The 24,667-nt window shown below is 67.7% G+C and carries 19 protein-coding genes and 1 pseudogene; 13 read left to right on the top strand and 7 right to left on the bottom strand.

Translation table 11 applies throughout. The features are described from left to right. Positions 1-422 (top strand): ATP-dependent dethiobiotin synthetase BioD (gene bioD / locus QMX79_RS06360; RefSeq protein WP_282245451.1); only part of this gene is annotated, 422 nt, incomplete at its 5' end. Positions 423-425: 3 nt separating this feature from the next. On the opposite strand, the gene QMX79_RS06355 is transcribed toward bioD, so the two are convergent. The 4 genes from QMX79_RS06355 to msrB form a co-directional block, all read right to left on the bottom strand. Further along, positions 426-1,871, bottom strand: a complete 1,446-nt coding sequence (locus QMX79_RS06355) for a PLP-dependent aminotransferase family protein (RefSeq protein ID WP_282245450.1) — start codon at positions 1,869-1,871, stop codon at positions 426-428. A 101-nt stretch (positions 1,872-1,972) separates the two neighbouring features. Next, positions 1,973-2,710 (bottom strand): peptide-methionine (S)-S-oxide reductase MsrA, encoded by a 738-nt coding sequence (msrA, locus tag QMX79_RS06350; RefSeq protein ID WP_282245449.1) that lies wholly within the window; start codon positions 2,708-2,710, stop codon positions 1,973-1,975. A 14-nt stretch (positions 2,711-2,724) separates the two neighbouring features. Then, on the bottom strand, positions 2,725-4,503 hold the full coding sequence (locus QMX79_RS06345) for a cytochrome c biogenesis protein DipZ (RefSeq protein WP_282245448.1): 1,779 nt from the start codon (positions 4,501-4,503) through the stop codon (positions 2,725-2,727). Between the two features lie 54 nt (positions 4,504-4,557). Beyond that, on the bottom strand, positions 4,558-5,097 hold the full coding sequence (msrB, locus tag QMX79_RS06340; RefSeq protein WP_282245447.1) for a peptide-methionine (R)-S-oxide reductase MsrB: 540 nt from the start codon (positions 5,095-5,097) through the stop codon (positions 4,558-4,560). Between the two features lie 146 nt (positions 5,098-5,243). On the opposite strand from msrB, the gene QMX79_RS06335 reads away from it, so the two are divergent. The 3 genes from QMX79_RS06335 to QMX79_RS06325 all read left to right on the top strand — a co-directional run bounded on the left by QMX79_RS06335 (position 5,244) and on the right by QMX79_RS06325 (position 8,647). After that, on the top strand, positions 5,244-5,966 hold the full coding sequence (locus QMX79_RS06335; RefSeq protein ID WP_184124568.1) for a response regulator transcription factor: 723 nt from the start codon (positions 5,244-5,246) through the stop codon (positions 5,964-5,966). Then, positions 5,963-7,435 (top strand): HAMP domain-containing sensor histidine kinase, encoded by a 1,473-nt coding sequence (locus QMX79_RS06330; RefSeq protein WP_282245441.1) that lies wholly within the window; start codon positions 5,963-5,965, stop codon positions 7,433-7,435. The genes QMX79_RS06335 and QMX79_RS06330 overlap by 4 nt, the downstream gene beginning before the upstream one ends. 93 nt (positions 7,436-7,528) lie before the next feature. Then, positions 7,529-8,647 carry an alpha/beta hydrolase gene (locus QMX79_RS06325; RefSeq protein WP_282245439.1) on the top strand — a complete coding sequence of 373 codons (1,119 nt, stop codon included), beginning with the start codon at positions 7,529-7,531 and terminating at the stop codon, positions 8,645-8,647. Positions 8,648-9,212: 565 nt separating this feature from the next. On the opposite strand, the gene queD is transcribed toward QMX79_RS06325, so the two are convergent. Then, entirely contained in the window at positions 9,213-9,566 is a 354-nt protein-coding gene (queD, locus tag QMX79_RS06320) for a 6-carboxytetrahydropterin synthase QueD (protein WP_068849013.1), read from the bottom strand. A 152-nt stretch (positions 9,567-9,718) separates the two neighbouring features. On the opposite strand from queD, the gene QMX79_RS06315 reads away from it, so the two are divergent. Further along, on the top strand, positions 9,719-12,385 hold the full coding sequence (locus tag QMX79_RS06315; protein WP_282245436.1) for a TonB-dependent receptor: 2,667 nt from the start codon (positions 9,719-9,721) through the stop codon (positions 12,383-12,385). A 30-nt stretch (positions 12,386-12,415) separates the two neighbouring features. Beyond that, positions 12,416-14,979 (top strand): annotated as a pseudogene (locus QMX79_RS06310) (M14 family zinc carboxypeptidase). 54 nt (positions 14,980-15,033) lie between these two features. Here the strand turns inward: QMX79_RS06310 and QMX79_RS06305 are convergent. Next, positions 15,034-16,449 (bottom strand): DEAD/DEAH box helicase, encoded by a 1,416-nt coding sequence (locus tag QMX79_RS06305; protein ID WP_282245435.1) that lies wholly within the window; start codon positions 16,447-16,449, stop codon positions 15,034-15,036. Between the two features lie 478 nt (positions 16,450-16,927). On the opposite strand from QMX79_RS06305, the gene QMX79_RS06300 reads away from it, so the two are divergent. After that, positions 16,928-17,917, top strand: coding sequence for a fumarylacetoacetate hydrolase family protein (locus QMX79_RS06300; RefSeq protein ID WP_282245434.1), 990 nt, complete (start codon positions 16,928-16,930; stop codon positions 17,915-17,917). A 17-nt stretch (positions 17,918-17,934) separates the two neighbouring features. Next, the gene (gene maiA / locus QMX79_RS06295; protein WP_282245457.1) at positions 17,935-18,582 is read left to right on the top strand and encodes a maleylacetoacetate isomerase; all 648 of its coding nucleotides are present in this window, start codon (positions 17,935-17,937) and stop codon (positions 18,580-18,582) included. A 34-nt stretch (positions 18,583-18,616) separates the two neighbouring features. Here the strand turns inward: maiA and QMX79_RS06290 are convergent, their stop codons facing one another. Next, positions 18,617-19,747, bottom strand: coding sequence for a PilT/PilU family type 4a pilus ATPase (locus QMX79_RS06290; RefSeq protein ID WP_282245433.1), 1,131 nt, complete (start codon positions 19,745-19,747; stop codon positions 18,617-18,619). A 98-nt stretch (positions 19,748-19,845) separates the two neighbouring features. Between QMX79_RS06290 and QMX79_RS06285 the strand changes: the two genes are divergently transcribed. The 5 genes from QMX79_RS06285 to QMX79_RS06265 all read left to right on the top strand — a co-directional run bounded on the left by QMX79_RS06285 (position 19,846) and on the right by QMX79_RS06265 (position 24,637). After that, on the top strand, positions 19,846-20,250 hold the full coding sequence (locus QMX79_RS06285) for a DUF4398 domain-containing protein (RefSeq protein WP_282245431.1): 405 nt from the start codon (positions 19,846-19,848) through the stop codon (positions 20,248-20,250). Continuing rightward, positions 20,247-21,143 (top strand): hypothetical protein, encoded by an 897-nt coding sequence (locus QMX79_RS06280; protein ID WP_282245429.1) that lies wholly within the window; start codon positions 20,247-20,249, stop codon positions 21,141-21,143. Before QMX79_RS06285 ends, QMX79_RS06280 begins: the two co-directional genes overlap by 4 nt. 342 nt (positions 21,144-21,485) lie before the next feature. Then, positions 21,486-21,704 carry a YdcH family protein gene (locus QMX79_RS06275; protein ID WP_282245428.1) on the top strand — a complete coding sequence of 73 codons (219 nt, stop codon included), beginning with the start codon at positions 21,486-21,488 and terminating at the stop codon, positions 21,702-21,704. A gap of 214 nt (positions 21,705-21,918) precedes the next feature. Beyond that, complete coding sequence (locus QMX79_RS06270) at positions 21,919-23,289, top strand: pyridoxal-phosphate dependent enzyme (RefSeq protein WP_282245426.1); 1,371 nt, start codon at positions 21,919-21,921, stop codon at positions 23,287-23,289. A 130-nt stretch (positions 23,290-23,419) separates the two neighbouring features. After that, positions 23,420-24,637 (top strand): cystathionine gamma-synthase, encoded by a 1,218-nt coding sequence (locus QMX79_RS06265; RefSeq protein WP_282245424.1) that lies wholly within the window; start codon positions 23,420-23,422, stop codon positions 24,635-24,637. Positions 24,638-24,667: the final 30 nt, after the last annotated feature.

The following is a 24,667-nucleotide window of genomic DNA, read 5'->3' as shown; positions in this document are numbered from 1 at the left end:
CCCCGGAGCTGGCCGCCGCGGCGGCCGGGGTGACGCTGTCGCTGGCGCCGATCGAGGCGGCCTTCGCCCGCCTGCGCGCGCAGGCCGACACGGTGGTGGTGGAAGGCGTGGGCGGCTGGCTGGCGCCGCTGTCGACCACCCTGGACCAGTCGCACCTGGTGCAGGCGCTGCAGCTGCCGGTGGTGATGGTGGTGGGCCTGCGGCTGGGCTGCCTCAACCACGCGCGGCTGACCGCGCAGGCGATCGCCGCCAGCGGTGCGACCTGCATCGGCTGGATCGCCAACGAGGTGGACCCGCAGATGGAGCGCATCGACGACAACGTGGCGCTGCTGCGCGCGCGCCTGCCGCTGCCGTTCTGGGGCCGGCTGCCGTACGCGCCAGGCGCCGATCCCGCGCAGCTGGCCCACCACCTGCTGGGCTGAGCGTCAGCCGCGCGCCTGGGCGAGCAGCGCAGTGGCCAGCCGGCCGACGCTGGCAATGGCCCCCACGTAGCGCGCGTCGAGGTCCTGGCAGCACGACAGCCGCAGGCAGTGCCGGTAGCGGGCGCCGCGCGAGTACACCTGGCCGGGCATGAACACCACGCCTTCGGCCAGCGCCTGTTCGAACAGCACGCTGCTGTCCACGCCCGCCGGCAGTTCGATCCAGAGCAGGAAGCCGCCGCTGGGCTGGGTGGCCAGGGTGCCGGGTGGGAAGTGCTGGGCCACCAGTGCACGCACGCGGCTGACCTGCTCGCGGTACAGCCGGCGCAGTCCGCGCAGGTGGTGTTCGTAGCTGCCGGCTTCCAGGAACGCGGCAACCGCTTCGCCCAGCAGCTGCGATTCGGCGCCGGTGGACTGGAACTTGAGCAGCTGGATGTCGGCGGCGAAGCGCCCGCCATCGAGCCAGCCGATCCGGTAATCGGGCGCGAGCGTCTTGGAAAAACCGTTGACCACGATCACCCAGCCGTCTTCGTCGAACGCTTTCAGCAGGGGCGCCAGCGGCTCCTGGTACTGCAGTTCGGCATACACCGCATCTTCGATCAGCGGGACCTGGTACTGGTTCACCAGCGCGGCCAGGCGCTGCTTGGCCGGCACCGGCAGGGTGCAGCCCAGCGGGTTGTGCACGCTGGGCATCGCGACGATGGCGGCGAGCGCACCCGCCTGCAGCTGCGCTTCCACCGCGTCCACGTCCAGCCCTTCGCGCGGGTCGGTGGGCAGTTCGATCGCCTTCAGGCCCAGGTTGGCCAGCAACGGGTACAGGTTGAAGTAGGAGGGGGCTTCGATGCCGACCGCATCGCCCGGACGGGTGACGGCACGCAGCGCCAGCTGCAGCGCTTCCATCGCGCCATGGGTGAGCACCAGCCGCTCCACCGTGGTGTGCAGGCCCAGCCGGGGCCCGCGCCGCACGATCTGCTCCAGCAGCCGCTTGGCGCCGTTGGGGCGCGCGTAGGTGCGCACCATAGCCGGCGTGCGCCGCAGTACCTGCGCGGTGGCACGGGCCAGCCGTGCGGCGGGGTAGAAGCGCTCGCCGCGCGGACCGGCGAACGCCAAGTCGACGATGCCCGGTTGCCGCTGCGCCTCCAGCACGCGCGCCATCATCAGCTGCTGGGCCTGGGTGGTGGCCAGTGCCGGGGCCTGGCGCAGCGAACGGGTGGGTTCGGGCAGGCGCGCGCTGACCACGAACCCGGCCTTGGGCCGGGGCATCACCAGCCCGGCGTCCTCAAGCTGCCGGTAGGCGGCGATCACCGTGTTCAAGCTGAGCTGGCGCTGCGCGGCCAGCCCGCGTAGCGACGGCAGCCGCGCACCGGCCGGCAGGCGGCCGGTGTGGATGGCGTCGGCCATTTCGTCGGCCAGCGATTGGTAGAGGTTGGCGGCCATGGAATCTGTAACCATGAGGGTCGCCGCTATGGTGCGCTGTACCCTGGTTGGCTTGCAACCTGGCGTTCCCGCGGCGAAGACCGACCAACGGTCGGCCTCTACCGCCGTTCCAACCGTTACCTTGCCGACAAGGTCGACACAAGACGCGGCTTCTCGCGGTACAGCTGCGGGTACATCCGCTGCAGCGCCGCCACCTTCGGCTGGTCGTTGATGCGGATGTACAACGACTCCGGGTGCAGGGTCAGGTAGTTCTGGTGGTAGCCCTCGGCGGCAACGAACGGCTTGCCGCCGTCGACCGTGGTCACCACCGGCGCCGCGTACGCGCGCGCCTTCTGCAGCTGCGCGATGTAGGCGCGGGTGGCATCACGCTGCGCGGCATCGTCGGCGAACACCGCCGAGCGGTACTGCGTGCCCCGGTCCGGACCCTGGCGGTTGAGCTGGGTCGGATCGTGCGCCACCGAGAAGAACACCTGCATCAACTGGCCGTAGCTCACCTGGCTGGGGTCGTAGGTCACCTGCACCGCTTCGGCATGGCCGGTGCCACCGCCACTGACGCGCGAATAGTTCGCGTCGGCCGGGCGCCCGCCGATGTAGCCGGAGACCGCGTTGTCCACGCCCTTGATGTGCTGGAACACGCCCTGCACGCCCCAGAAGCAGCCGCCGGCGAACACCACCTGCGCGCGCTTGCCGGGCAGCTTCGGGTCGGCCGCGCCCGCCGGTGCCGGCACTGCCACCACCGCTTCTGCCGCCGCAGCATGCGCGGGGCGGTCCAGGCTGACCACTGCGCTGATGGTCAACGCGGCAATGGCAGCGGCAATGCCACCGGCCACGAGTTTGTCGAAGGAAACACGCATGGGACTCTCCTGGTTCAACCGAAGGTGAAGGCATAGGCGTGCACCCCGGGATCGAGGAACTCGATCTCGAACGTGCGCTCGCCGACATCGCCGGACTGGCGGATCAGCTGGTACAGGCGGTGCTCGTTGACCGTGCCGCTGCCATCGGCGCCGACATCGCCACCGGCGGAGGCGGCGGGCGGCTGGCCATCGATGCGCACGCGGAACCGCACCGGCTTGCCATCCGCACCGGGTGCGAGCACAAGGTGCAGGTCGCGCGCATGGAAGCGGAACGCGATACGGCCGCCGGCGCGTTGCAGCTGGGCGTCTTCGTCGCCCACCGTCCAGCGACCGGACAGCGCCCACTGGTTCAGCGCGAACATCGACGGCAACGTGTAGTCGGCGGGTGCATCGCGGCGCTGGCCGTCCGGCGAGGCGAAGTTCTCCGCACGCGCGTACCCGAGATAGGTCTCCGGCGACTTGAGGTTGGACATGTCGGCCTGCAGTTCCACCCCGGCTCGCGGCGCGCTGGCGGCCATCGCCATGGCCTGGGCCGGCTCATCGGGCAGGTTGGCGCCCGCTTCGCGCAGCAGCTGGCGGATGATCCGTTCGGACTGCGCGTAGTTGCCTTCACCGAAGTGGTGCGCACGGATGCGGCCCTGCGCGTCGATGAAGTAATGCGCTGGCCAGTAGCGGTTGTTGAAGCCGCGCCAGATCGCGAACTCGTTGTCGATCGCCACCGGGTAGTCGATCTTCAGTTCCTTCACCGCGCGCTGCACGTTGCCCAGGTTGCGCTCGAAGGCGAACTCCGGGGCGTGCACGCCGATCACCACCAGGCCCTGGTCGCGGTAACGCTGTTCCCACTCCCGCACATAGGGCAGGGCGCGCAGGCAGTTGATGCAGGAATAGGTCCAGAAATCGACGAGCACCACCTTGCCGCGCAGGCCTTCGGCGGTCAGCGGCGGGCTGTTGAGCCAGCCGGTGGCACCGTCCAGCGACGGCAGCGTGCCTTCCACCGGAAGCTCGGCACCGGCCGGTGCATCGGCGGCGCGCATCATCATCGCCGGGCCGGCGTCAGGGGCCTGGCCGGGCAGGGTATCCAGCAGGCCCTGTTCCAGCCGCGCGGTACTGACCGACGACAGCCGGGTGAGCACGCCGGTATCCCAGCCCATCGCAATGGCCACCACGGCCAGCAGCGCGGCCACGCCGAGCGCACGGCGGATCCACTCGCCCGCGCCCAGCCGACGCTTGAGCGCGGTGAACACGCGCCCGCCAATCCAGATCGCCAGCGCCAGCGAGGTTGCCGCGCCCAGTGCATAGGCCAGCAGCAGCCCGCTGGTGCCCACGCTGGCGCCCTGCAGGGCAGCACCGGTGAGGATCAACCCCAGGATCGGGCCGGCGCACGGCGCCCACAGCAGGCCGGTGGCCACGCCGATCAACAGCGAGGTGCCCACGCCGCCGCGCCCGGCATCGGTGGCCTTGTCAGCGGATGCACTGAGCCGCGCGCCCAACCGCTGGAACGGCGACAACAGGCGGTCGGCCAGTGCCGGCCACAGCAGTGCAACGGCGAACAGCGCCATCACCACCAGTGCGATCCAGCGCCCGATCTGGTTGGCCTGCGCCACCCACTGGCTTCCCACGGCGGCCAGGCTGGCCACCACCGCGAACATCAACGCCATGCCGATCAGCAGCGGCAGGCCACTGCGCAGGAACGGGCGGTCGGAGCGGGCAAACACGAACGGCAGCACCGGCAGGATGCACGGGCTGAGAATGGTCAACACGCCGCCCAGGTAGGCAAGTACAAGCAGAATCATCGAACGTTCCTTATCGGGGGTAGAGCCGGGCCCTGCCCGGCGGCGTCATCGGCGTTACGTGCGGTTGGGTAGCCGCACGCGTGTCTCTTCGCCAGCGGCGACGAAGTTCATCGCCACGCCGTTCATGCAGTAACGCAGCCCGGTCGGGCGCGGGCCGTCATCGAACACATGGCCCAGGTGCCCACCACAGCGCCGGCAGTGCGCTTCCACGCGCAGCATGCCCAACGTGGTGTCGCGGTCCTCGGCAACGGCGTCGTGCAGCGGTGCCCAGAAGCTGGGCCAGCCGGTGCCGCTGTCGAACTTGGTGGAGGAGGAGAACAACGGCAGCGCGCACCCGGCACAGGTAAAGGTGCCGCGCCGGTGTTCCTTGTTGAGCGGGCTGCTGAAGGGGCGCTCGGTGCTCTGCCGGCGCAGCACGGCGTACTGCGCCGGGCTGAGCTGCTCGCGCCACTGCGCATCGGTGCGCATCACCTCGAAACGGCGGGTGGGCGCCGGTGCGGCGGGGGCCGAGCCACTGCAGGCGGTCAGGCCGAACAGGCCGGCCGCGGCGCCGATGGCGCCCATGCCGAGCAGTCTGCGACGGGTACAACGCATGGCGATCTCCCGGTCTGGAAACGATGGGGCCATGCTGCGCCCGGGCCGGTCAACGAATCCTCACGCAGGGTTAAATTTTCCGTGACACATTCAGGTCCGGATCTGGCCACAATGCGTTCACCTTCCTGCTGCCCGTCACCGTGCCAATGAGCAGTGCCAAGCGCGTCCTGATCGTCGAAGACGATGTCCACATCGCCAACCTGCTGCGCATGCACCTGCGCGACGAGGGCTACGAGGTCACCCACGCGGCCACCGGCGACGAGGGCCTGGCCCTGCTGGAGGCGCAGCCGTGGTCTGCACTGGTGCTGGACCTGATGCTGCCGGGCGTGGACGGGCTGGAGATCTGCCGGCGCGCGCGCGGCATGGCGCGCTATACCCCGATCATCATCACCAGTGCACGCGCCAGCGAAGTGCACCGCATCCTGGGCCTGGAACTGGGCGCGGACGATTACCTGGCCAAGCCGTTCTCGATGCTGGAACTGGTGGCGCGGGTCAAGGCGCTGCTGCGCCGGGTGGAGGCAATGGCGCAGAACGCGCGCATCGATGCCGGCGAACTGGCCGTGGCCGGGCTGCGCATCGACCCGGTGGCGCGCACTGCGCAGGTGGAAGGGCGCGCGCTGGAACTGACCCCGCGCGAATTCGACCTGCTGTACTTCTTCGCCCGCCACCCCGGCCAGGTGTACTCGCGCATGGACCTGCTCAACCAGGTGTGGGGCTACCAGCACGATGGGTACGAGCACACGGTGAACACCCACATCAACCGGCTGCGCAACAAGATCGAACGCGACCCGGCCTCGCCGCAGCGCATCCAGACCGTGTGGGGCCGTGGCTACAAACTGGTCGATGGCAGCGAAGGCGCGGCGGCATGATCCGGTTGTCGTTGTCGCAGCGGTTGTCGGTGGCGTTCTTCGCGCTGCTGCTGGTGTGCTGCGGCGCGCTGATGGCGATCCAGATGCGCAGCACCACCCTGCACGAGCAGGAAACCGTACAGCGGCTGTCGCGCGGGCTGGCCGAGCACATCGCGCGCAGCGGCGAGCTGATGGACGGCGCCGGCATGCGCACCGGCGAGGTGCGCGCGTTGTTCGGCAAGCTGATGGCGGTCAACCCCAGCGTGGAGGTGTACCTGCTGGACGACCAGGGCCGCATCCTCGGCCACGATGCGCCTACCGGCCACCTCAAGCGCGACCGCGTGGACCTGGCGCCGGTGCAGGCACTGCTGCGCGATGACCCGCTGCCGATCCTTGGCGATGACCCGCGCAGCGAACGTGGGCGCAAGGTGTTCAACGCCGCGCCGCTGTTCGTGCAGGGCCGCCAGGCCGGCTACATCTACGTGGTGCTCGTGGGCGAGCAGCGCGAGGCGCTGGCGGCCAACATCGCGGCCAACGCCACGCTGCGCACCACGCTGTGGTCGCTGGCGATCGTGGCCGGCATCGGCCTGCTGGCCGGTGCGGTGGCGTTCCGCTGGGTGACCCGGCCGCTGCGCCAGCTGACCCGGCGCGTGCAGTCGTTCGACGTGGATGCGGCGGCGCCGGCGCAGGCGTTGCCGCCCACGCCGCTGCGCGCCGGCGAGCGCGATGAGCTGGCGATCCTGCAGCACAGTTTCGGGCACATGGGCCAGCGCCTGGGCGAGCAGTGGCAGCAGCTGCGCCAGCAGGACCTGCAGCGGCGCGAGCTGGTGGCCAACATCTCGCATGACCTGCGCACGCCGTTGTCGTCGCTGCACGGTTACCTGGAAACGCTGGCGTTGAAGGACGCCACGCTGAGCGCCGAAGAGCGCCAGCGTTACCTGGGCATCGCGCTGTCGCAGAGCCACAAGGTGGGCCGGCTCGCCCAGGCACTGTTCGAGCTGGCGCGGCTGGAACACGGCGGGGTGGTGCTGGACCGCCAGGCGTTCTCGCTGCCGGACCTGGTGCAGGACGTGTTCCAGAAGTTCGAGCTGGCCGCGCAGGCGCGCCGGCAGACGCTGGCGGCGGACATTCCGCCCGGCCTGCCGGTGGTGGACGCGGACCTGGCGCTGATCGAGCGGGTGCTGACCAACCTGCTGGACAACGCGATCCGGCACACGCCCGAAGGCGGCCGGATCACGGTGACGCTGCAGGCGGCGCAGGGCGAGGTGCAGGTCAGCGTGGCCGACACCGGCCCGGGCATTCCGGCGGCGCGGCGCGAGGACCTGTTCCACACGCCGCCGGCGTTCGGCAGCCAGCGCCCGGACAGCGGCGGGCTGGGCCTGCTGATCGTGCACCGCATCCTTCAGCTGCACCAGCGTGAGATCCAGCTGCTGGACAGCCGCGAGGGCGCGTTGTTCGTGTTCTCGCTGCCGGCGGCGCGGGTGGTCTGAGCCGCCCCTGCCCAAGGTCATGGCGACCACCGGCACTGGGGCGCCTGTTACTGGCAGGATGCAATGCATTCAACACCCGCCAGGAGTGAACGCATGCCCTACGCACAGGATTCCCGCCGCCGGTTTGGCCTGATCCCGCTCATGCTGGTGCTGGCCATGGCGGGCAGCGCACATGCGGCAGACGCATGCCCGGACACCTCGGCGCTGGAGCCGGCGCGCGCGGTGGTCCGTGACCTGCAGCGCATCACCACGCCGAACGGCATCCAGGAACAGTACGCCACGCCGATCGGCGGGGTGAAGCAGTGGCTGACGATCCGCGGCGAGGACCGGGCCAACCCGGTGATCCTGTTCGTGCACGGTGGCCCGGCCAGCCCGGTGACGCCGAGCCTGTGGCAGTTCCAGCGGCCGCTGGAGGAATACTTCACGGTGGTGGACTGGGACCAGCGCGGCGCGGGCAAGACCTACGCGGAGGCGTCGCCGGACGCGATCGCGCCGACGCTGACCATCGAACGCTACGTGGACGATGCCATCGAAGTGGCCGAGCACCTGCGCACGCACCTGGGCCAGCGCAAGGTGATCCTGATGGCGCACAGCTGGGGCACGATCGTGGCGATGCAGGCGGCGCTGAAGCGGCCGGACCTGTTCCACGCGTACGTGGGGATCGGGCAGATCATCAACCAGGTGGAAAACGAGAAAATCAGTTTCGATTACGGCCTGGCGCAGGCAAAGGCCCACGGCAACGCCAAGGCGGTGGCCGAACTGGAGGGGATTGCGCCGTACCCGGGCAACACGCCGATCACGCGCGAGCGGATCATCACGGCGCGCACGTGGCCGCAGTACTACGGCGGGCTGACGGCCTACCGCGATGACTCGAAATATTACTTCGGCGCGGCCAGGCTCTCACCGGACTACACGGACGCGGACCGCTGCAACATCGACAAGGGCAGCGTGTTGTCGCTGGGGCCGTTGCTGCCGCAGATGCTGAAAGTAAATTTCAACCCGATCACCCGCTTCCCGATCCCGGTGGTGATGTTCATGGGCCGCCACGACTACACCACGCCCACCGCGCCGACCGAGCGCTGGTTGAACAGCGTGCAGGCGCCCTACAAGCAGGGCGTGTGGTTCGAACATTCGGCCCACATGGTGCCGTGGGAAGAGCCGGGCAAAACGCTGTTGAGCCTGGTCCAGATCGTGCGCCCGCTCGCGCGGTAAACGGTGCGGCGGTGCGTCCGAATGCGCTGGATGATTGATCCCGATCCCAATGGGCACGTATGAATTCGTAGCCCCGGCCGTTGGCCGGACACCGCGCGCAGCGCGGCCCAAGTATCCGGGAACGGCAAAACGCGGTTCCGATCATCCATCCGGCGTTTACACGTTCCGAAGCCGCGCTTCAGGCGTTCATGACCCGGGAACGAAGAGCAGCCGGCCAACGGCCGGCGCTACCGCTTCGGATGCTGTAAACGCCGGACAGGTGGTCGCCATCGTTGCGTGACCGCCTTCGGATGCTTGGGCCGCGCTGCGCGCGGTGTCCGGCCAACGGCCGGGGCTACGAATTGTTACGTAGTGTCCGTAGATCGGGATCAATCGAACCCAAAAAAAAAGACCCGACAGAGGGAGGGTTCTGTCGGGTCTTGGGATTGCGTGGGGGGAGGGACCCACGCAAATTCCGCTTGATGCAATGCAGCATACGCCGATCGTGGTGCATTGCAACAATAAATTGCCGAAACGGTCCGGATTGTATTAAAACCGTTCAGAAACAATCGGTTGGGGATGAATCTCAGCCGCGGTAGCGGCAGCCCGAGGTGCAGGTCTCATGCACCGTCACCTCGCTCAGCGCCGGCAGGGCGGGCTTGAGCTCGTTCCAGATCCAGATCGCCAGGCGTTCGCTGGTCGGGTTTTCCAGGCCGGGGATGTCGTTGAGGTAATGATGGTCCAGGCGGTCGTAGATCGGCTGGAAGGCCGCTTTGACGTCGCCGAAATCCATGATCCAGCCGGTGTGTTCGCCCGGCTCGCCCTCGACCTTCAGCTCCACCCGGAACGAGTGGCCGTGCAGGCGCGCGCACTTGTGACCCGCCGGCACGTTGGGCAGGTGGTGGGCCGCTTCGAGGGTAAAGACTTTGAAGATTTCCATGGGCCCATTGTACGGCCATCCAACAAAAACATATCCATCCGGATGAAGAGATGTTACTTTTCGTTATATCCGCATGAAGCGATGTTATTGGCTCGTTAAGCCCTTGGCATGGACTACTGCGGGACTTGTCGTCCACCACCCCCATAGAGTTCATGCCCAAGCACACCCTTCTTGTGGCGGCCCTTTCCGCCGCCCTGGCTACGCCTTTGCCTGCGTTTGCCCTCGACTCCGCCGCTGGCACCGATGCCAGCCCCGAAGCCTCCGCCAGCGGCGAAAGCACCACCCTTGCCGCGGTGCGTGTCACCGGCTCCAACATCAAGCGCACCGACACCGAGACGGCCAACCCGGTGCAGGTGATCGGCCGCCAGGAGATTGAAGCTACCGGCAAGGCCACCGTGGCCGACCTGCTGCGCTCGATCTCGGCCAACACCGGCAACGCCAACAACGAAACCACCAACAACGGCTGGGCCTCGGGTTCGGCCGGCATCGGCCTGCGTGGCCTGTCGCAGAAGAACACCCTGGTGCTGCTCAACGGCCGCCGCCTGGCCAACTACGGCTTCCCGGCCGGTGGCTTGTCCGACACCTTCGTCAACCTCAACGCACTGCCGATGGTCGCCGTGGAGCGCATCGAAGTGCTCAAGGACGGCGCCTCGGCCGTGTACGGCTCCGACGCCGTGGCCGGCGTGGTCAACATCATCACCCGGCAGAACTTCCAGGGCGCCGAACTGGGCGGCAGCGTCGGCACCGCCGACCAGGGCGGCCTGGACGAACAGAACCTGAAGTTCATCGGCGGCATCGGCGACCTGGAGGCCGATGGCTACAACATCCTGGTCAGCCTGGAAGGCTACAACCGCGAACGCCTGGACCAGGACCAGCGCGACCTCACCAAGTCCGGCATCTACACCGACAAGCCCGGTGGCCGCTGGAACGGCTGGTCCGCCAAGGGCGCGCGCTTCCTGGTCAACGGCACCTCCGTGCCCATGCTCGACGCCAACGGCCAGTGCCCGGAAAACACCACGCTGGTGCCCAGCGCGCCGATCGACGGCCTGGCCGGCAACACCTGCGGCTACAACCTCGCCCCGTACACCACCCTGATTCCCTCGACCAAACGCTACCAGGCCTACGTCAACGGCACCTTCAAGGTGAACGACAACGTCGAAGCGTTCGGCGAAGTGATCTACAGCGAGATCAAGGGCGTGTCCTGGTTCGGCAGCAGCCCGTTCTTCACCCTGGAAAGCGGCCGCTTCGCGCTCAACGCCGATACCGGGCTGGCCGAGCCGGTGTCGTCCAACCTGCCGGCAAGCAGCCCGTTCAACCCGTACGGCCGCGCGATCCCGATCGAGTACACCTTCTTCAACCTCGGCCCGACCATCAAGACCAACCGTTCCACCGCCTACCGCGGCGTGTTCGGCCTGCGCGGCAGCCTGCAGGACTGGGACTGGGAAGTGGGCGCGTTCGGCGCACGCAGCAGCGAGCGCGAAACCGTCTCCGGCGGCTTCGCCAACCGCTGGACCCTGGCCGATGCACTGGCCACCGGCAGCTACAACCTGCTTGATCCGTCGGCCACCCCGCAGTCGGTGATCGATGGCATCAACCTGAGCACCCTGCGCCCGGCCGAGTCCGTGCTGCAGGGCGTGGACGCCAAGATCTCCGGCGGCCTGGGCAGCACCTGGGCCGGCCCGATCGGCTTCGCCGCCGGGCTGGAATGGCGCCGCGAAAAGCTGGATTCGGAAAACCCGTGGCAGATCGACGCGGGCCTGCAGATCCGCCCGGCCATTGCCGAAGTGCATGGCGAGCGCAAGGTCACCGCCGCCTACGCCGAAGTGAACGTGCCGCTGGCAGAGCGCCTGGAACTGCAGGCCGCCGCGCGCGCCGACCATTACAGCGATTTCGGCGATGCGTTCTCGCCCAAGCTGAGCCTGCGCTGGCAGCCGTTCGACATCCTGCTGGTGCGCGCCGCCGCATCCAAGGGCTTCCGCGCGCCGTCGCTGTCGGAGAACTCGAACAGCACCAGCATCGCCTACGGCAGCGTGATCGATCCGCGCGACCCGGACGTGCCCGGCTCGCGCCAGAACCCGGCCTTCTTCACCGTCGGCAACAGCGACCTGAAGCCCGAGCGCACCAAGAGCTACAACCTGGGCCTGGTGCTGTCGCCGTGGTCCAACACCAGCCTGAGCGTGGATTACTACCGCATCGAACTGGAAAACCTGGTCGGCACCAACAACACCCAGACCCTGGTCACCAACGATGTGCCCGGCGCGGTCACCCGCGATGAGCGCGGCAAGCTGCTGGCGGTGTTCAACCGCTACCAGAACCTGAGCGAGCTCAAGACCTCCGGCTTCGACGTGGAACTGCGCCAGCGCTTCCCGACCGAAGCGGCCGGTGACTTCTCGCTGTCCACCGCGTTCACCCACGTGCGCGATTACAGCCGCCCCACCGTGGTCGGCGGCCCGCTGGTGGATTACGCCGGCAGCAACCTGGGCGCCACCCTGCCCAAGAACAAGGCCACCACCACGCTGGACTGGACCTACGCGGACTTCCGCACCGCGCTGACCTGGTACTACACCAGCGGCTATGACCAGAAGGCCAGTGCAGCGGCAACCGCCGTGCAGGACCGCGTGGATTCGTACAGCCAGTTCGATCTGTACCTGGCCTACACCGGGCTGGAGAAGCTGACCCTGTACGCGAAGATCCAGAACCTGGCCGATGAGGAACCGCCGTACGACGCCTCGTTCCCGGGCATCCGCGCGCCGTATGACTTCAGCCAGTACGACCTGCGCGGCCGCTACTTCACCATCGGCTTCGATTACCGCTTCTAAGAGGGGTTTGCTGTGTCCTTGTTCCATGGTTTGTCGCGCCCCATCACCTGGGTGGTGGGGGCGCTGTGGCTGCTTGCCGCGCCGGCGTTCGCACAGAGCGCCTATTTCTTCCCGCAGGGCGGTGATTTCGATCCGGCCATTCCCACCCCGCAGCAGTTCCTGGGCTACGAGATCGGCAGCCGCTACACCCGGCACGACCAGCTGGTGGCGTACTTCAACGAACTGGCGAAACACTCGGACAAGATCAAGGTCGAGCAGATCGGCACCAGTTACGAAGGCCGCCCGCTGCTGATCGCCACCGTCACCTCGGCGCAGAACCAGCAGCAGCTGGAAACCCTGCGCCGCCAGCACGTGACCCTGGCCGACCCGGCGCAGCCGCTGTCGGCCGCCGGCAACAGCCCGGTGGTGGTGTGGCTGGGCTACAGCGTGCACGGCAATGAAACCTCCAGTGGCGAAGCCGCGCTGCTCACCGCGTACTACCTGGTGGCCAACCGCAATGCCGATACGGCCAAGTGGCTGCAGCAGGCGGTGGTGCTGTTCGACCCGGCGCAGAACCCGGACGGCCGCGACCGCGCGGCCAGCTGGCACAACGCCTATGCCTCCTCGCCGGCATCGGCCGACCCGGCCGACAAGGAGCACGTGGAGCCGTTCCCGCAGGGGCGCACCAACCACTACTTCACCGACCTCAACCGCGACTGGCTGGCGCTGACCCAGCAGGACACACGGCCGAAGATCGCGTACTTCCACCAGTGGTACCCCAACGTCCAGATCGACTTCCACGAGATGGGCAAGGACAGCACCTACTACTTCGAACCGTCGCCGGCGAGCATGCACAGCCCGCTGCTGCCGGCCTCGTCGTACGAGTTCAACAAGACCCTGGCCAAGTACCACGCGCAGGCGCTGGATGCGCTGGGCTCGCTGTACTACACCGGTGAGAATTTCGACAACTTCTCGCCGGTGTACGGCTCGACCTATCCGGACTTCCACGGCGCGGTCGGCGTCACGGTGGAACAGGCCAGTTCGCGTGGCCGCGTGCAGGAATCGGTCAACGGCCTGTTGACCTTCCCGTTCACCATCCGCAACCAGGTGGCCACCGGCCTGGGCACCGTGCGCGGCGCGGTGACCGAGCGCGACGGACTGCTGAAACTGCAGAAGGAATTCTTCCAGTCCGCGGTGAAGCAGGCCAACCAGCAGCCGGTGAAGGCCTTCGTGTTCGGCGATGCAAGGACCCGGGCCTGACCCGGCGCCTGCTCGACCTGCTGCTGCAGCACCAGATCACCGTGCAGGCGTTGAACGCGGCGGTCACCGTGGACGGCCAGCGCTTCGAGCCGGGCAGCGCCTACGTGGTGCCCACCGCGCAGCCGCAGTTCCGCCTGGTGCATTCGATCTTCGCCGAGACCCCGCCGATCAAGGGCGACGTGTTCTACGGCAGCACCTCCTATGCCATCGCACCGGCGTACGGCGTCGCGTTCGCAGGCAGCCGCAGCCGGGTCGACGGCGGCGAGCGCATTGCCAGCCTGCCGGCCACGCGCGGCGGGGTGAGCGGCGGCCAGGCCGGCTATGCCTATGTGTTCGACTGGCGCGATTACAACGCCAGCCGCGCGCTGTACGCACTGCAGGCCAAGGGCGTGCTGACCCGTGCCGCGTTCCAGCCGTTCACCGCGGCCACCGCCTCGGGTGAGCAGGCGTTCGCGCGCGGCAGCGTGGTGGTTCCGGTGGCCGGCCAGACGCTGGCTGGCGACGCCTTGCTCGCCGCCGTGGAGGAAGCGGCGCGCGGCAGCGGCGTGCAGGTGCATGCACTGGCCAGCGGGCAGAGCCGCAGCGGCATCGACCTGGGCAGCGACAGCGTCAAATCGCTGCGCAAGCCGGCGGTGGCGCTGGTGATGGGCGAGGGCGTGAGCGCCACCGAGATCGGCTCGGCGTGGTTCCTGCTCGACCAGCAGGTGCAGCTGCCGGCCAGCAAGCTGGACCCGGCGCAGCTGGGCAAGGTCAACCTGGACCGCTACACGACCATCGTGCTGTCCGGTGGCACCTACATCGGCGTGGATGCCACGGCGGTGGCCGCGCTCAAGCGCTGGATCAACGCAGGCGGCTCGCTGGTGACCTACGGCAGCGCGGCCAAGTGGGCGATCGAGCAGAAGCTCAGCGATGAAGTGCTGGGCGCCGAAGAGAAGGAGCCCGACGGTGCCCGCCGTGCGTTCGGCGACCAGCGCGACATCGCCGCCATCGAGCGGGTCAGCGGCAACATCCTCAGCGCCGACGTGGATACCAGCCACCCGCTGGGCTTCGGGTTGCCGCGCACCCAGCTGGCGATCAACAAGGAAAACGGCATCAGCTTCAAGCCGAGCCGCAATGCGTTCTCCACCGTGGTGCGCATCGATGAAACGCCGCGGGTGAACGGCTACCTGTCCGAGACCAACCGCAGCCGCGTGGCCGGCGCCGCCTGGCTGCTGGTGTCGCCGCAGGGGCAGGGCAACGTGGTGCTGTTCGCCGACGACCCGGCGCACCGCAAGTACTGGCACGGCACCGAGCGGCTGCTGTTGAACGCGGTGTTCTTCGGCAACCTGCTCAACCCGACCAAGCCGCGCGGGTAAAAAAAAGGGCGACGCAATGCGTCGCCCTTTTCAATGGTGCAGCCGGCGGAACGATCAGCCGGCGCGGTTGCCGCCGCCCGGACCGCGACCGCCGCCGCCACCACCGCCACGACGCTGGCCCGACGGCGCACCACCGCGCGGCGCACCGTTGCCGGCACCGCGGCTTGCACCGCGGCCGGCACCGTCACGCTGGCCGCCGCCGGTCTTGGCACCGGCATGGGCGTGGCGCGGGGCCTCGCCATGCGGGCGGCGCGCGTGCTTGCGCGGCGAACGATCGCCACCCGGCACTTCGGCCTTGCCCGGCGCGCTGTTGCCCCAGCGGATCGGGGTCTGCGGCTCGAAGCCGGGCACGTCGCGGATGTCCATGTCCTTGTCCAGCAGGCGCACGATCTGGCGCAGCAGCTTGGCTTCGTCCTGGGCCACCAGCGAGATCGCCTGGCCGGTCGAGCCGTTACGGCCGGTACGGCCGATGCGGTGCACGTAATCCTCGGCCACCATCGGCAGGTCGTAGTTGATGACCTTCGGCAGCTCGTTGATGTCGATACCGCGCGCGGCGATGTCGGTGGCCACCAGCACGGTCACGCGGCCGGCCTTGAAGTCGCCCAGCGCACGCAGGCGCTGGCCCTGGCTCTTGTTGCCGTGGATCGCCGCGGTCTTGATGCCCGACTTTTCCAGGAACGTGGCCAGCTTGTCGCAGCCGTGCTTGGTACGGCCGAACACCAGGGTCTGCTCGCGGCTGTCCTGGGCCAGCAGGTGCAGCAGCAGCTCGCGCTTGCGCGCGCCATCGACCGGGTGCACGCGGTGGGTGATGGTCTCAGCCACGGTGTTCTTCGGGGTCACCTGGATCTGCGCCGGATCGCGCATGAACTCCAGCGCCAGCTGCTTGATGCTCTCTTCGAAGGTCGCCGAGAACAGCAGGGTCTGGCGGTTCTGGCGCGGCAGCTTGGCCAGGATCTTCTTGATCGACGGCAGGAAGCCCATGTCCAGCATGCGGTCGGCCTCGTCCAGCACCAGGATCTCGATGCCCGACAGGTCGACGCTGCGACGCTCCAGGTGGTCGATCAGGCGGCCCGGGCAGGCCACCAGCAGGTCCACGCCACGGCGCAGCACGTCGAACTGGTTGCCCATGCCCACGCCGCCGTAGATGCAGGCGCTGGGAATGCGCAGGTACTTGCTGTAGCCGCGCAGGCTGTCATGCACCTGGGTGGCCAGTTCGCGGGTCGGGGCCAGCACCAGCGCACGCGGCTTGCGCGGGCCGTTCACGGCCTGCGGGTTGGTGCCCAGGTGCTGCAGCAGCGGCAGGCCGAACGCGGCGGTCTTGCCGGTACCGGTCTGCGCGCCGGCCAGCAGGTCGCGGCCTTCCAGGGCGAGCGGGATCGCCTGCTCCTGGATCGGGGTGGGGTTTTCATAGCCCTGCTCGGACAACGCGCGCAGCAGGAACGGGGCAAGGCCCAGGTTTTCAAAAGACATCGGGTGGAAGCTCCAAAGACAAAGTAACGCCAGGCCGAATGGCCGGACGCAAGGCAGATCGAGTTGATCGGCTGACTCGGAGCGTTCCCGTGAACCGCGCTGCGAGAATTGGGTGCAGCCCACGCGGTGCGCGGACTGGAATGCATGACGAATGGCGTCGGAGTGGGGGCGGGCGAGGGACGGAAATCCCGATCGCCGGCGATCCCGAAGGGAAACGGACGGCCGCTGCAGACAATGGGAGTATAGAAGAAATCATGCGCTGCATCAATTTTCCCCATTCAGCTTCGTAGGGCCACGCCATGCGTGGCTGCGCGCCAATTCGGGGTCAGGAACGCCGGAAGCCTGGCGTCGGGCGTCAAGCCACCACGCCAGCATCATTCGGATGGTTTATGTTCGATCTGCCGCAATGCACCTTGGCACCCGCGCGCATTTGGTTACACTCGAAACCTATTTTTCTGCGATCCCGGATATCCCACCCATGAAGCTTGGTTCTTTGAAGGAAGGCGGCCGCGACGGCACCCTGATCGTGGTCTCGCGTGACCTGCGCCATGGCGTGCGCGCCACCGGGATCGCCGCCACGCTGCAGCAGGCGCTGGAAGACTGGAGCCACCTGGCGCCGCCCCTGAACGCCCTGTCCGAGTCGCTCAATGACGGCAGTGCCGACGGGGTGTTCGACATCGACCTGCAGGCGCTGGCCGCGCCGTTGCCGCGTTCCTATGAGTTCGTCGATGGCAGCGCCTACCTGCCGCACGTCGAGCGCGTGCGCCGCGCCCGTGGCGCCGAAGTGCCGGAAAGCTTCTACACCGACCCGCTGATGTACCAGGCCACCAGCGCCGGGTTCCATGGTCCGCGCGATCCGGTGAAGGTGATCAGCGAGGAGTACGGCATCGACTTGGAGGCCGAACTGGTGGTCATCACCGATGACGTGCCGATGGCGGTCACCGCCGAGCAGGCCGCCGGCCATATCCAGCTGGTCGGCCTGGTCAATGACGTCTCGCTGCGCAACCTGATCCCGGGCGAGCTGGCCAAGGGCTTCGGCTTCCTGCAGTCCAAGCCGCGCTCGGCGCTGTCGCCGGTGTTCGTCACCCCCGACGAGCTGGGCGACGCCTGGCAGGACAGCAAGGTGCACCTGCCGCTGGTCACCCACGTCAACGGCGCCTGGTTCGGCGCGCCCGAAGCCGGGGTGGACATGCAGTTCAACTTCGCCCAGCTGGTCGCGCACGCAGCCAAGACCCGCCCGCTGGGCGCCGGTGCCATCGTCGGCTCGGGCACCATCGCCAACGAGGACACCAGCAAGGGCGCGTCCTGCTTTGCCGAGCAGCGCACCGTGGAAACCCTGCGCGACGGCAAGCCGAGCACGCCGTTCATGTCGTTCGGCGACGTGGTCCGCATTGAAATGTTCGACGCCGCCGGCGAGAGCATCTTCGGCGCCATCGAACAGCGCATCGAACAGGCGACACGGCCCTGAACACCCCGGCCGACCGCATCGAGCTGTTCAGCTACTGGCGCTCCAGCGCAGCCTACCGCGTGCGCATCGGTCTGAACCTCAAGGGCCTGGAGCACCAGATCACCCCGGTGCACCTGGTCCGCGACGGCGGCCAGCAGCACAGCGAAGGCTATGCCGCGCTCAACCCGCAGGAGCTGGTGCCGACCCTGGTGCATGGGGATCTGGTGCTGCACCAGTCGATGGCGATCCTGGAATACCTCGACGAGGTATTCCCGGAGCCGCCGCTGCTGCCCGACGACGCCCCGGGCCGCGCCCGCGTGCGCGCGCTGGCGCAGCTGGTGGCGTGCGACCTGCACCCGCTCAACAACCTGCGGGTGATGCAGTTCTTCAGTGACACCTGGCACGTGCCGCAGACCGAGCGCGAGGACTGGACCAAGCACTGGATGCAGGTCGGCTTCGACGCGATGGAGCGGCTGCTGGTCGAATCGGTGGAGACCGGGCGCTTCTGCCACGGCGACACCCCGACCCTGGCCGACTGCTGCCTGGTCCCGCAGCTGTTCAACGCCCGCCGCTTCAACGTGGACCTGGGCCCGTACCCGACCCTGGTGCGGATCGACGAGGCCTGCCTGGCGTTGCCGGCGTTCGATGCGGCGCGGCCGGAGGTCCAGGCCGACGCGTCACCCTGAAACCGGGTACCGACCAACGGTCGGTACCTACCGATCAGAACCCGTGCGTGATCGCCGCCGGGGTCGCCGCCGAATAATCCGCGTACGGATCATGCTCGCCGCTGCCGCCTTCGGACAGGCGGAACTTCAGGGCCAGGCCATCGCGCGAATCGGCCGCGCGCAGCGCCTCTTCCTGCTCGATGATGCCGTTCTTGGCCATGCGGAACAGGCACTGGTCGAAACTCTCCATGCCTTCTTCCAGCGAGGCTTCCATCGCCGGCTTGATCTCATGCACCTGGCCGCGGCGCAGCAGGTCGCGGATCATCGGCGTGTTGATCAACACTTCGGTGGCCGGCAGGCGTCGCCCATCCTGGCCCTTGACCAGGCGCTGGGAAATCACCGCGCGCAGGTTCAGCGAAAGGTTCATCAGCACGTTGCGGTGCGCGCTCTCGGGGAAGAAGTTGAGGATGCGCTCGATGGTCTGGTCGGCGTTGTTGGAGTGCAGCGTGGCCAGGCACAGGTGACCGGTTTCGGCGAAGGCGATCGCCGCCTCCATCGTTTCCGAATCGAGGATTTCGCCGATCAGGATCACGTCCGGCGCTTCACGCATCGCGTTCTTCAGCGCGTTGTGGAAGGCGTGGGTATCCAGCCCCACCTCGCGCTGGTTGACGATCGACATCTTGTGCTTGTGCAGGTACTCGATCGGGTCCTCGATGGTGAGGATGTGCCCGGTCGTGGTGCTGTTGCGGTGGTCGATCATCGACGCCAGCGAGGTCGACTTGCCCGAGCCGGTCGAGCCCACCACCAGCACCAGCCCGCGCGGGGTCATGATGACGTCCTTCAGGACCTGGGGCAGGTTGAGCTCTTCGATGCTGGGAATCTTGCTGCGGATGGCACGGATCACCATGCCGACCTCACCGCGCTGCTTGAACACGTTGACGCGGAAGCGTCCCGCGTCGGGCAGGGCGATGGCCATGTTGAGCTCAAGGTCGCGCTCGAACTGGGGCACCTGGCCCTCGTCCATCAGCGAATAGGCGATTTTCTTGACCATCCCGGGCGGCAGCCCGGTGTTTCCCAGCGGGTACAGCTTGCCTTCGATCTTGATGTACACCGGGGCTCCGGTGGTCAAGAACATGTCCGAAGCGTTCTTTTCGGTCATCAGCTTCAGGAAATAGCCGATATCCATGCGAAATGTTTCCCCAACAATCGGCGACATGCCATTGCAAGCACGCCGCAGGCTTCCGACAATGGCCGCGCACCTTCTTCAGGCGAACGGCACCCCCAATGAATCCTAGCTTCGCACAAATGCGGCGTACCCCGTATGTAGTTTTGACGAGTTGCGTGATGGCGTGCGCATTCGCACTGGCCGGGCCGGCCCTGGCCCAGGACGGCGCGCTCGAGCTCATGCAGGCCCGCCAGGCCGTGGACAAGGCCACCCAGGCTGACGCCGACCAGTACGCCCCGGACCTGATCGCCGTGGCCCGCCAAGGCCTGGAACAGGCCCAGGCCGCCGCCAGCGACCGCCGCGAGCGCAAGAACGCCCCGGCCCTGGCCGTGCGCGCCACCGCCGACGCCGACCTGGCCCGCGCCCGCAGCGAGGAGGCCACCGCCACCGCCCAGCTGCAGCTGCGCCGCAACGAGGTGACCCAGCTCGAACGCCAGCTCGCCGCCGGGGAGGACCGCCGATGAAGCCTGCCGCCCTGCGCATGTCGCCGCTGCTGCTGGCCCTCGGCCTAGCCCTGTCGCCGCTGGCCGGTGCCGCCGAAGACCCGGCCGTGGCCCAGCTTACCCAGCGCCTGATGGCGATCCAGGCCAACCCGGATGCGTCCGAGCTGGCGGCCTATGAGCGCCTGCAGGCCCAGCAGGCCATCGCCGCGCTGGCCAACGCCAAGCGCCGCGACGTGGACCAGGCCCGCTACCTGGCCGACCGCCGGGTCGAAATCGCCGAAACCAGCGTGCGTGCCGCGCTGGCCAAGCGCGAAGTGAGCCAGCTCGAGCGCACCCGCAGCGACCTGCTGATCGAAGCCAGCCGCCGCGATGCCCAGCGTGCCCGCCAGGAAAGCGAGCGGCTGCGCGTGCAGGCCCAGATCCAGGCCGAGGAATCCGAACGCCTGCGCCTGGCCGCCGAAACCGAAGCGCTGGCCCGCCAGGATGCCGAAACCGCGCTGACCAGCGTGGCCGGCAAGCAGACCGCGCGGCTGAGCGCGGCCCAGCAGAACGCGGCCAAGCTGGCCCGCGAAGAGGCCGAGCTGGTCTCGGGCAGCAAGCTCCCGGGCTCGAAGTTCGACAGCCGCGGCGAGGTGTTCACCTTCGCCGGCGATGCCTTCGCCAGCGGCAAGGGCGCGCTCTCGGGCGGGGCCAAGGGCCAGGCCAAGGCGCTGGCCGAGTACCTCAACATCGGCAAGAAGGGCCGGGTCCGGATCGAGGCTTACGATGCCGCCGCCGGGGTAGGGCAGCAGCGCGCCGAAGCCCTGCGCGATGCCCTGGTGGGGGCCGGCGTCAGCGCCAGCCGCCTGCAGGTCAGCGGCAAGAAGGCGGCGGCCACCAAGGCCCGCTCGGCCGAGGTCATCATCGCCCCCTGAGTCGTTCAAGCCCTTGTTTTTGTTTAAATTTCGTTGAAGTGCGTGTTCAGCCTGAACCTCGACTGGCGCGCACCGGCGATTTCAAACGAAACCCTTGAACCGGCCCTTGGGCAGGCGTAGGGTCGATTGTCCGGGTGGCCTTCCGCGACCCGGACGATTGGAGGGCCGGGCCGATGCATCGAGGGCACGAACCAGAGCAGTCTGCAGGCCGGGCAACCCCGGTCGTGCGCCTGGGTTCTGCCGTGATCGCGGTGGATGCCGGCGCTCCTCCCGAAGCAACGCCCCGTGCCTCACCGGCCGGGGCGTTCTTGTTTGTGCTGTAAACGCGATAGGAGGTTCATCATGTTTGAAGGTCAGCCCCAGAGTGAAATCGACGCACGCCGCCAGCGTGATCCGGAATTCAAGGCGCTTTACGAACGGCACCAGAAGTTGAACAAGAAGTGTATGGATGCCGAATTGGGCGTACTTCCGATAGACGGTGTAACTCTGGGCCAGATGAAGCGTGAGAAGCTGTATGCCAAGCAGAAGCTGGAACGGCTGTACTCCTCCCCCCTGAATTGACGTTCCCTATGTGCCGGCCCACGGTCGGCACCTGCCGCTGAACCTGCCGGCCTTGGCCGGCACTACCAAACGCCGCGGGCGGCGTCCGTCTCCTCGTCGACGGGCGCCGTCCGCGTCGCTCTTTCCGGGGTTCCCGGACACGCATGGCGTGTCTCTACCATCTGTCGGATAATCGGGGGTCCGGCCGCACTGCGGCGCGAATCGATGTGACCCGATGGCAATCCACTCCTCCGTACTCGACCTCATTGGCAAGACCCCGATCGTCAAGGCCCAGCGCCTGGATACCGGTGTCTGCGAGCTGTACCTGAAGCTCGAAAGCGCCAATCCCGGAGGATCCATCAAGGACCGCATCGGCCTGTCGATGATCGAGGCCGCTGAACAGCGCGGCGATCTCAAGCCGGGTGCGACACTGGTGGAAGGCACCGCCGGCAACACAGGCCTGGGCCTGGCGCTGGTCGCCCAGCAGAAGGGCTACAAGCTCATTCTGGTCGTGCCGGACAAGATGAGCCGCGAGAAGATCTTCAACCTCAAGGCGATGGGCGCCGAAGTGCGCCTGACCCGTTCGGACGTGGCCAAGGGCCACCCTGAGTATTACCAGGACATGGCCAAGCGCGTGGCCGAGGAAACCCCGGGCGCGTACTTCATCAACCAGTTCGGCAACCCGGACAACCCGGCCGCGCACGAATTCGGCACCGGCCCGGAAATCCTGGAACAGATGGACGGCGACCTGGATGCCATCGTGTTCGGCTGCGGCAGCTCCGGCACCATGACCGGCCTGTCGCGCGCCTTCTCCACCCTGTCGCCGAAGACCGAACTGGTGCTGGCCGACCCGGTCGGCTCGATCCTGGCCGAATACATCAACGACGGCGTGCTCAACGACAAGTCCGGCAGCTGGCTGGTGGAAGGCATCGGTGAAGACTTCCTGCCGTCCATCGCCGATTTCAGCCGGGTCACCAAGGCCTATGCGATCACCGATGCCGAAAGCTTCCATACCGCCCGCGAGCTGCTGGGCAAGGAAGGCGTGCTCGGCGGTTCCTCCACCGGCACCCTGCTGGCGGCCGCGCTGAAGTACTGCAAAGAGCAGACCACCCCGAAGAAGGTGCTGGTGCTGGTCTGCGACACCGGCAACAAGTACCTCTCCAAGATGTACAACGACTACTGGATGCTGGACAACGGCTTCCTGGAACGCCCGCAGACCGGCGACCTGCGTGACCTGATCCTGCGCCCGTATGGCCAGCGCGACACCGTGGTGATCGGCCCGAACGACCTGCTGACCACGGCCTACCAGCGCATGAAGCTGTATGACGTGTCGCAGCTGCCGGTGATGGACGGCGACCAGCTGGTTGGCATCGTCGACGAAAGCGACGTCCTGCTGCATGTCTATGGCGATGAATCCCGCTTCCGCGACACGGTCTCCACCGCCATGGTCAGCAAGCTGGACCGGCTGGACGTGAAATCGCCGATCGAGGCCCTGCTGCCGGTGTTCGACCGCGGGCAGGTCGCCATCATCATGGATGGTGGCAGCTTCCTCGGGCTGATCACCCGGATCGACCTGCTGAACTACCTGCGTCGTCGCGTCCAATAACGGCGCGATGGCCGACGTTCGGCACTGAACCCCTGTTTACGAGCGTCAACGGCTGATTAAGCCTGCGCTGATAGACTTCCGCTCCATTTAATGTGGGCCCCAATTGGGGCTCTCAATCGCTGGGAATCCCATGTCCGATCCTGCAGCCTCCGGGCACTCCAAGCGCCAGCTCGCCCTGGCCACGCTGGCCATCCATGGCGGGCAGTCGCCCGACCCGAGCACCGGCGCGGTGATGCCGCCGATCTACGCCACGTCTACCTACGCCCAGTCCAGCCCCGGCGAACACCAGGGCTTCGAGTACTCGCGCACCCACAACCCGACCCGCTTCGCCTATGAGCGCTGCGTGGCCTCGCTGGAGGGTGGTACCCGCGGCTACGCCTTCGCCTCGGGCATGGCCGCCACCTCCACCGTGATGGAGCTGCTGGACGCCGGCAGCCACGTGGTGGCGATGGATGACATCTACGGCGGCACGTTCCGCCTGTTCGAGCGCGTGCGCAAGCGCACCGCCGGGCTGCAGTTCGGCTTCGTGGACCTGACCGACCTGGCCGCCTTCGAAGCAGCGATCACCCCACAGACGAAGATGGTCTGGATCGAAACCCCGACCAACCCGATGCTGAAGATCGTGGACATCGCCGCGGTGGCCGCCATCGCCAAGCGCCATGGCCTGATCGTGGTGGTGGACAACACCTTCGCCTCGCCGATGCTGCAGCGCCCGCTGGAAATGGGCGCGGACCTGGTCCTGCACTCGGCCACCAAGTACCTCAACGGTCACTCGGACATGGTCGGTGGCATGGTGGTGGTGGGCGACAACGTCGAGCTGGCCGAGCAGATGGCCTTCCTGCAGAACTCCATCGGGGCCGTGCAGGGTCCGTTCGACAGCTTCCTGGCCCTGCGTGGCCTGAAGACCCTGCCGCTGCGCATGAAGGCGCACTGCGCCAACGCGCTGGCCCTTGCCCAGTGGCTGGAAAAGCACCCGGCCATTGAAAAGGTGATCTACCCGGGCCTGGCCTCGCACCCGCAGCACGAACTGGCCACGCGCCAGATGAACGGTTACGGCGGCATCGTCTCGATCGTGCTCAAGGGCGGCTTCGCAGCGGCCAAGCGGTTCTGCGAGAAGACCGAGCTGTTCACCCTGGCCGAATCGCTCGGCGGCGTGGAAAGCCTGGTCAACCACCCGGCAGTGATGACCCACGCCTCCATCCCGCTCGAGCGCCGTGAGCAGCTGGGCATCAGTGATGCGCTGGTGCGGCTGAGCGTGGGGGTGGAAGAGCTGGGTGATCTGCAGCAGGACCTGGAGACGGCGCTGCAGGACGGTCCTTCCGCTTCCTCCGCCGCTCAATCGTCATAACAGTGCCCGGGAATCACATTGAATTCTAGA

The organism is Stenotrophomonas sp. PS02300, assembly GCF_029959395.1.
In the GTDB taxonomy this organism is placed as follows: domain Bacteria; phylum Pseudomonadota; class Gammaproteobacteria; order Xanthomonadales; family Xanthomonadaceae; genus Stenotrophomonas; species Stenotrophomonas maltophilia_AD.
This window is presented reverse-complemented; position numbering and strand designations above follow the sequence as displayed.

Excerpts from the sequence above, each read along its gene's own strand:
- QMX79_RS06355 (WP_282245450.1), bottom strand. The coding sequence starts at position 1,871 with ATGGTTACAGATTCCATGGCCGCCAACCTCTACCAATCGCTGGCCGAC.
- msrA (WP_282245449.1), bottom strand. The coding sequence starts at position 2,710 with ATGCGTGTTTCCTTCGACAAACTCGTGGCCGGTGGCATTGCCGCTGCC.
- QMX79_RS06345 (WP_282245448.1), bottom strand. The coding sequence starts at position 4,503 with ATGATTCTGCTTGTACTTGCCTACCTGGGCGGCGTGTTGACCATTCTC.
- msrB (WP_282245447.1), bottom strand. The coding sequence starts at position 5,097 with ATGCGTTGTACCCGTCGCAGACTGCTCGGCATGGGCGCCATCGGCGCC.
- QMX79_RS06335 (WP_184124568.1), top strand. The coding sequence starts at position 5,244 with ATGAGCAGTGCCAAGCGCGTCCTGATCGTCGAAGACGATGTCCACATC.
- QMX79_RS06330 (WP_282245441.1), top strand. The coding sequence starts at position 5,963 with ATGATCCGGTTGTCGTTGTCGCAGCGGTTGTCGGTGGCGTTCTTCGCG.
- QMX79_RS06325 (WP_282245439.1), top strand. The coding sequence starts at position 7,529 with ATGCCCTACGCACAGGATTCCCGCCGCCGGTTTGGCCTGATCCCGCTC.
- queD (WP_068849013.1), bottom strand. The coding sequence starts at position 9,566 with ATGGAAATCTTCAAAGTCTTTACCCTCGAAGCGGCCCACCACCTGCCC.
- QMX79_RS06315 (WP_282245436.1), top strand. The coding sequence starts at position 9,719 with ATGCCCAAGCACACCCTTCTTGTGGCGGCCCTTTCCGCCGCCCTGGCT.
- QMX79_RS06305 (WP_282245435.1), bottom strand. The coding sequence starts at position 16,449 with ATGTCTTTTGAAAACCTGGGCCTTGCCCCGTTCCTGCTGCGCGCGTTG.
- QMX79_RS06300 (WP_282245434.1), top strand. The coding sequence starts at position 16,928 with ATGAAGCTTGGTTCTTTGAAGGAAGGCGGCCGCGACGGCACCCTGATC.
- QMX79_RS06290 (WP_282245433.1), bottom strand. The coding sequence starts at position 19,747 with ATGGATATCGGCTATTTCCTGAAGCTGATGACCGAAAAGAACGCTTCG.
- QMX79_RS06285 (WP_282245431.1), top strand. The coding sequence starts at position 19,846 with ATGAATCCTAGCTTCGCACAAATGCGGCGTACCCCGTATGTAGTTTTG.
- QMX79_RS06280 (WP_282245429.1), top strand. The coding sequence starts at position 20,247 with ATGAAGCCTGCCGCCCTGCGCATGTCGCCGCTGCTGCTGGCCCTCGGC.
- QMX79_RS06275 (WP_282245428.1), top strand. The coding sequence starts at position 21,486 with ATGTTTGAAGGTCAGCCCCAGAGTGAAATCGACGCACGCCGCCAGCGT.
- QMX79_RS06270 (WP_282245426.1), top strand. The coding sequence starts at position 21,919 with ATGGCAATCCACTCCTCCGTACTCGACCTCATTGGCAAGACCCCGATC.
- QMX79_RS06265 (WP_282245424.1), top strand. The coding sequence starts at position 23,420 with ATGTCCGATCCTGCAGCCTCCGGGCACTCCAAGCGCCAGCTCGCCCTG.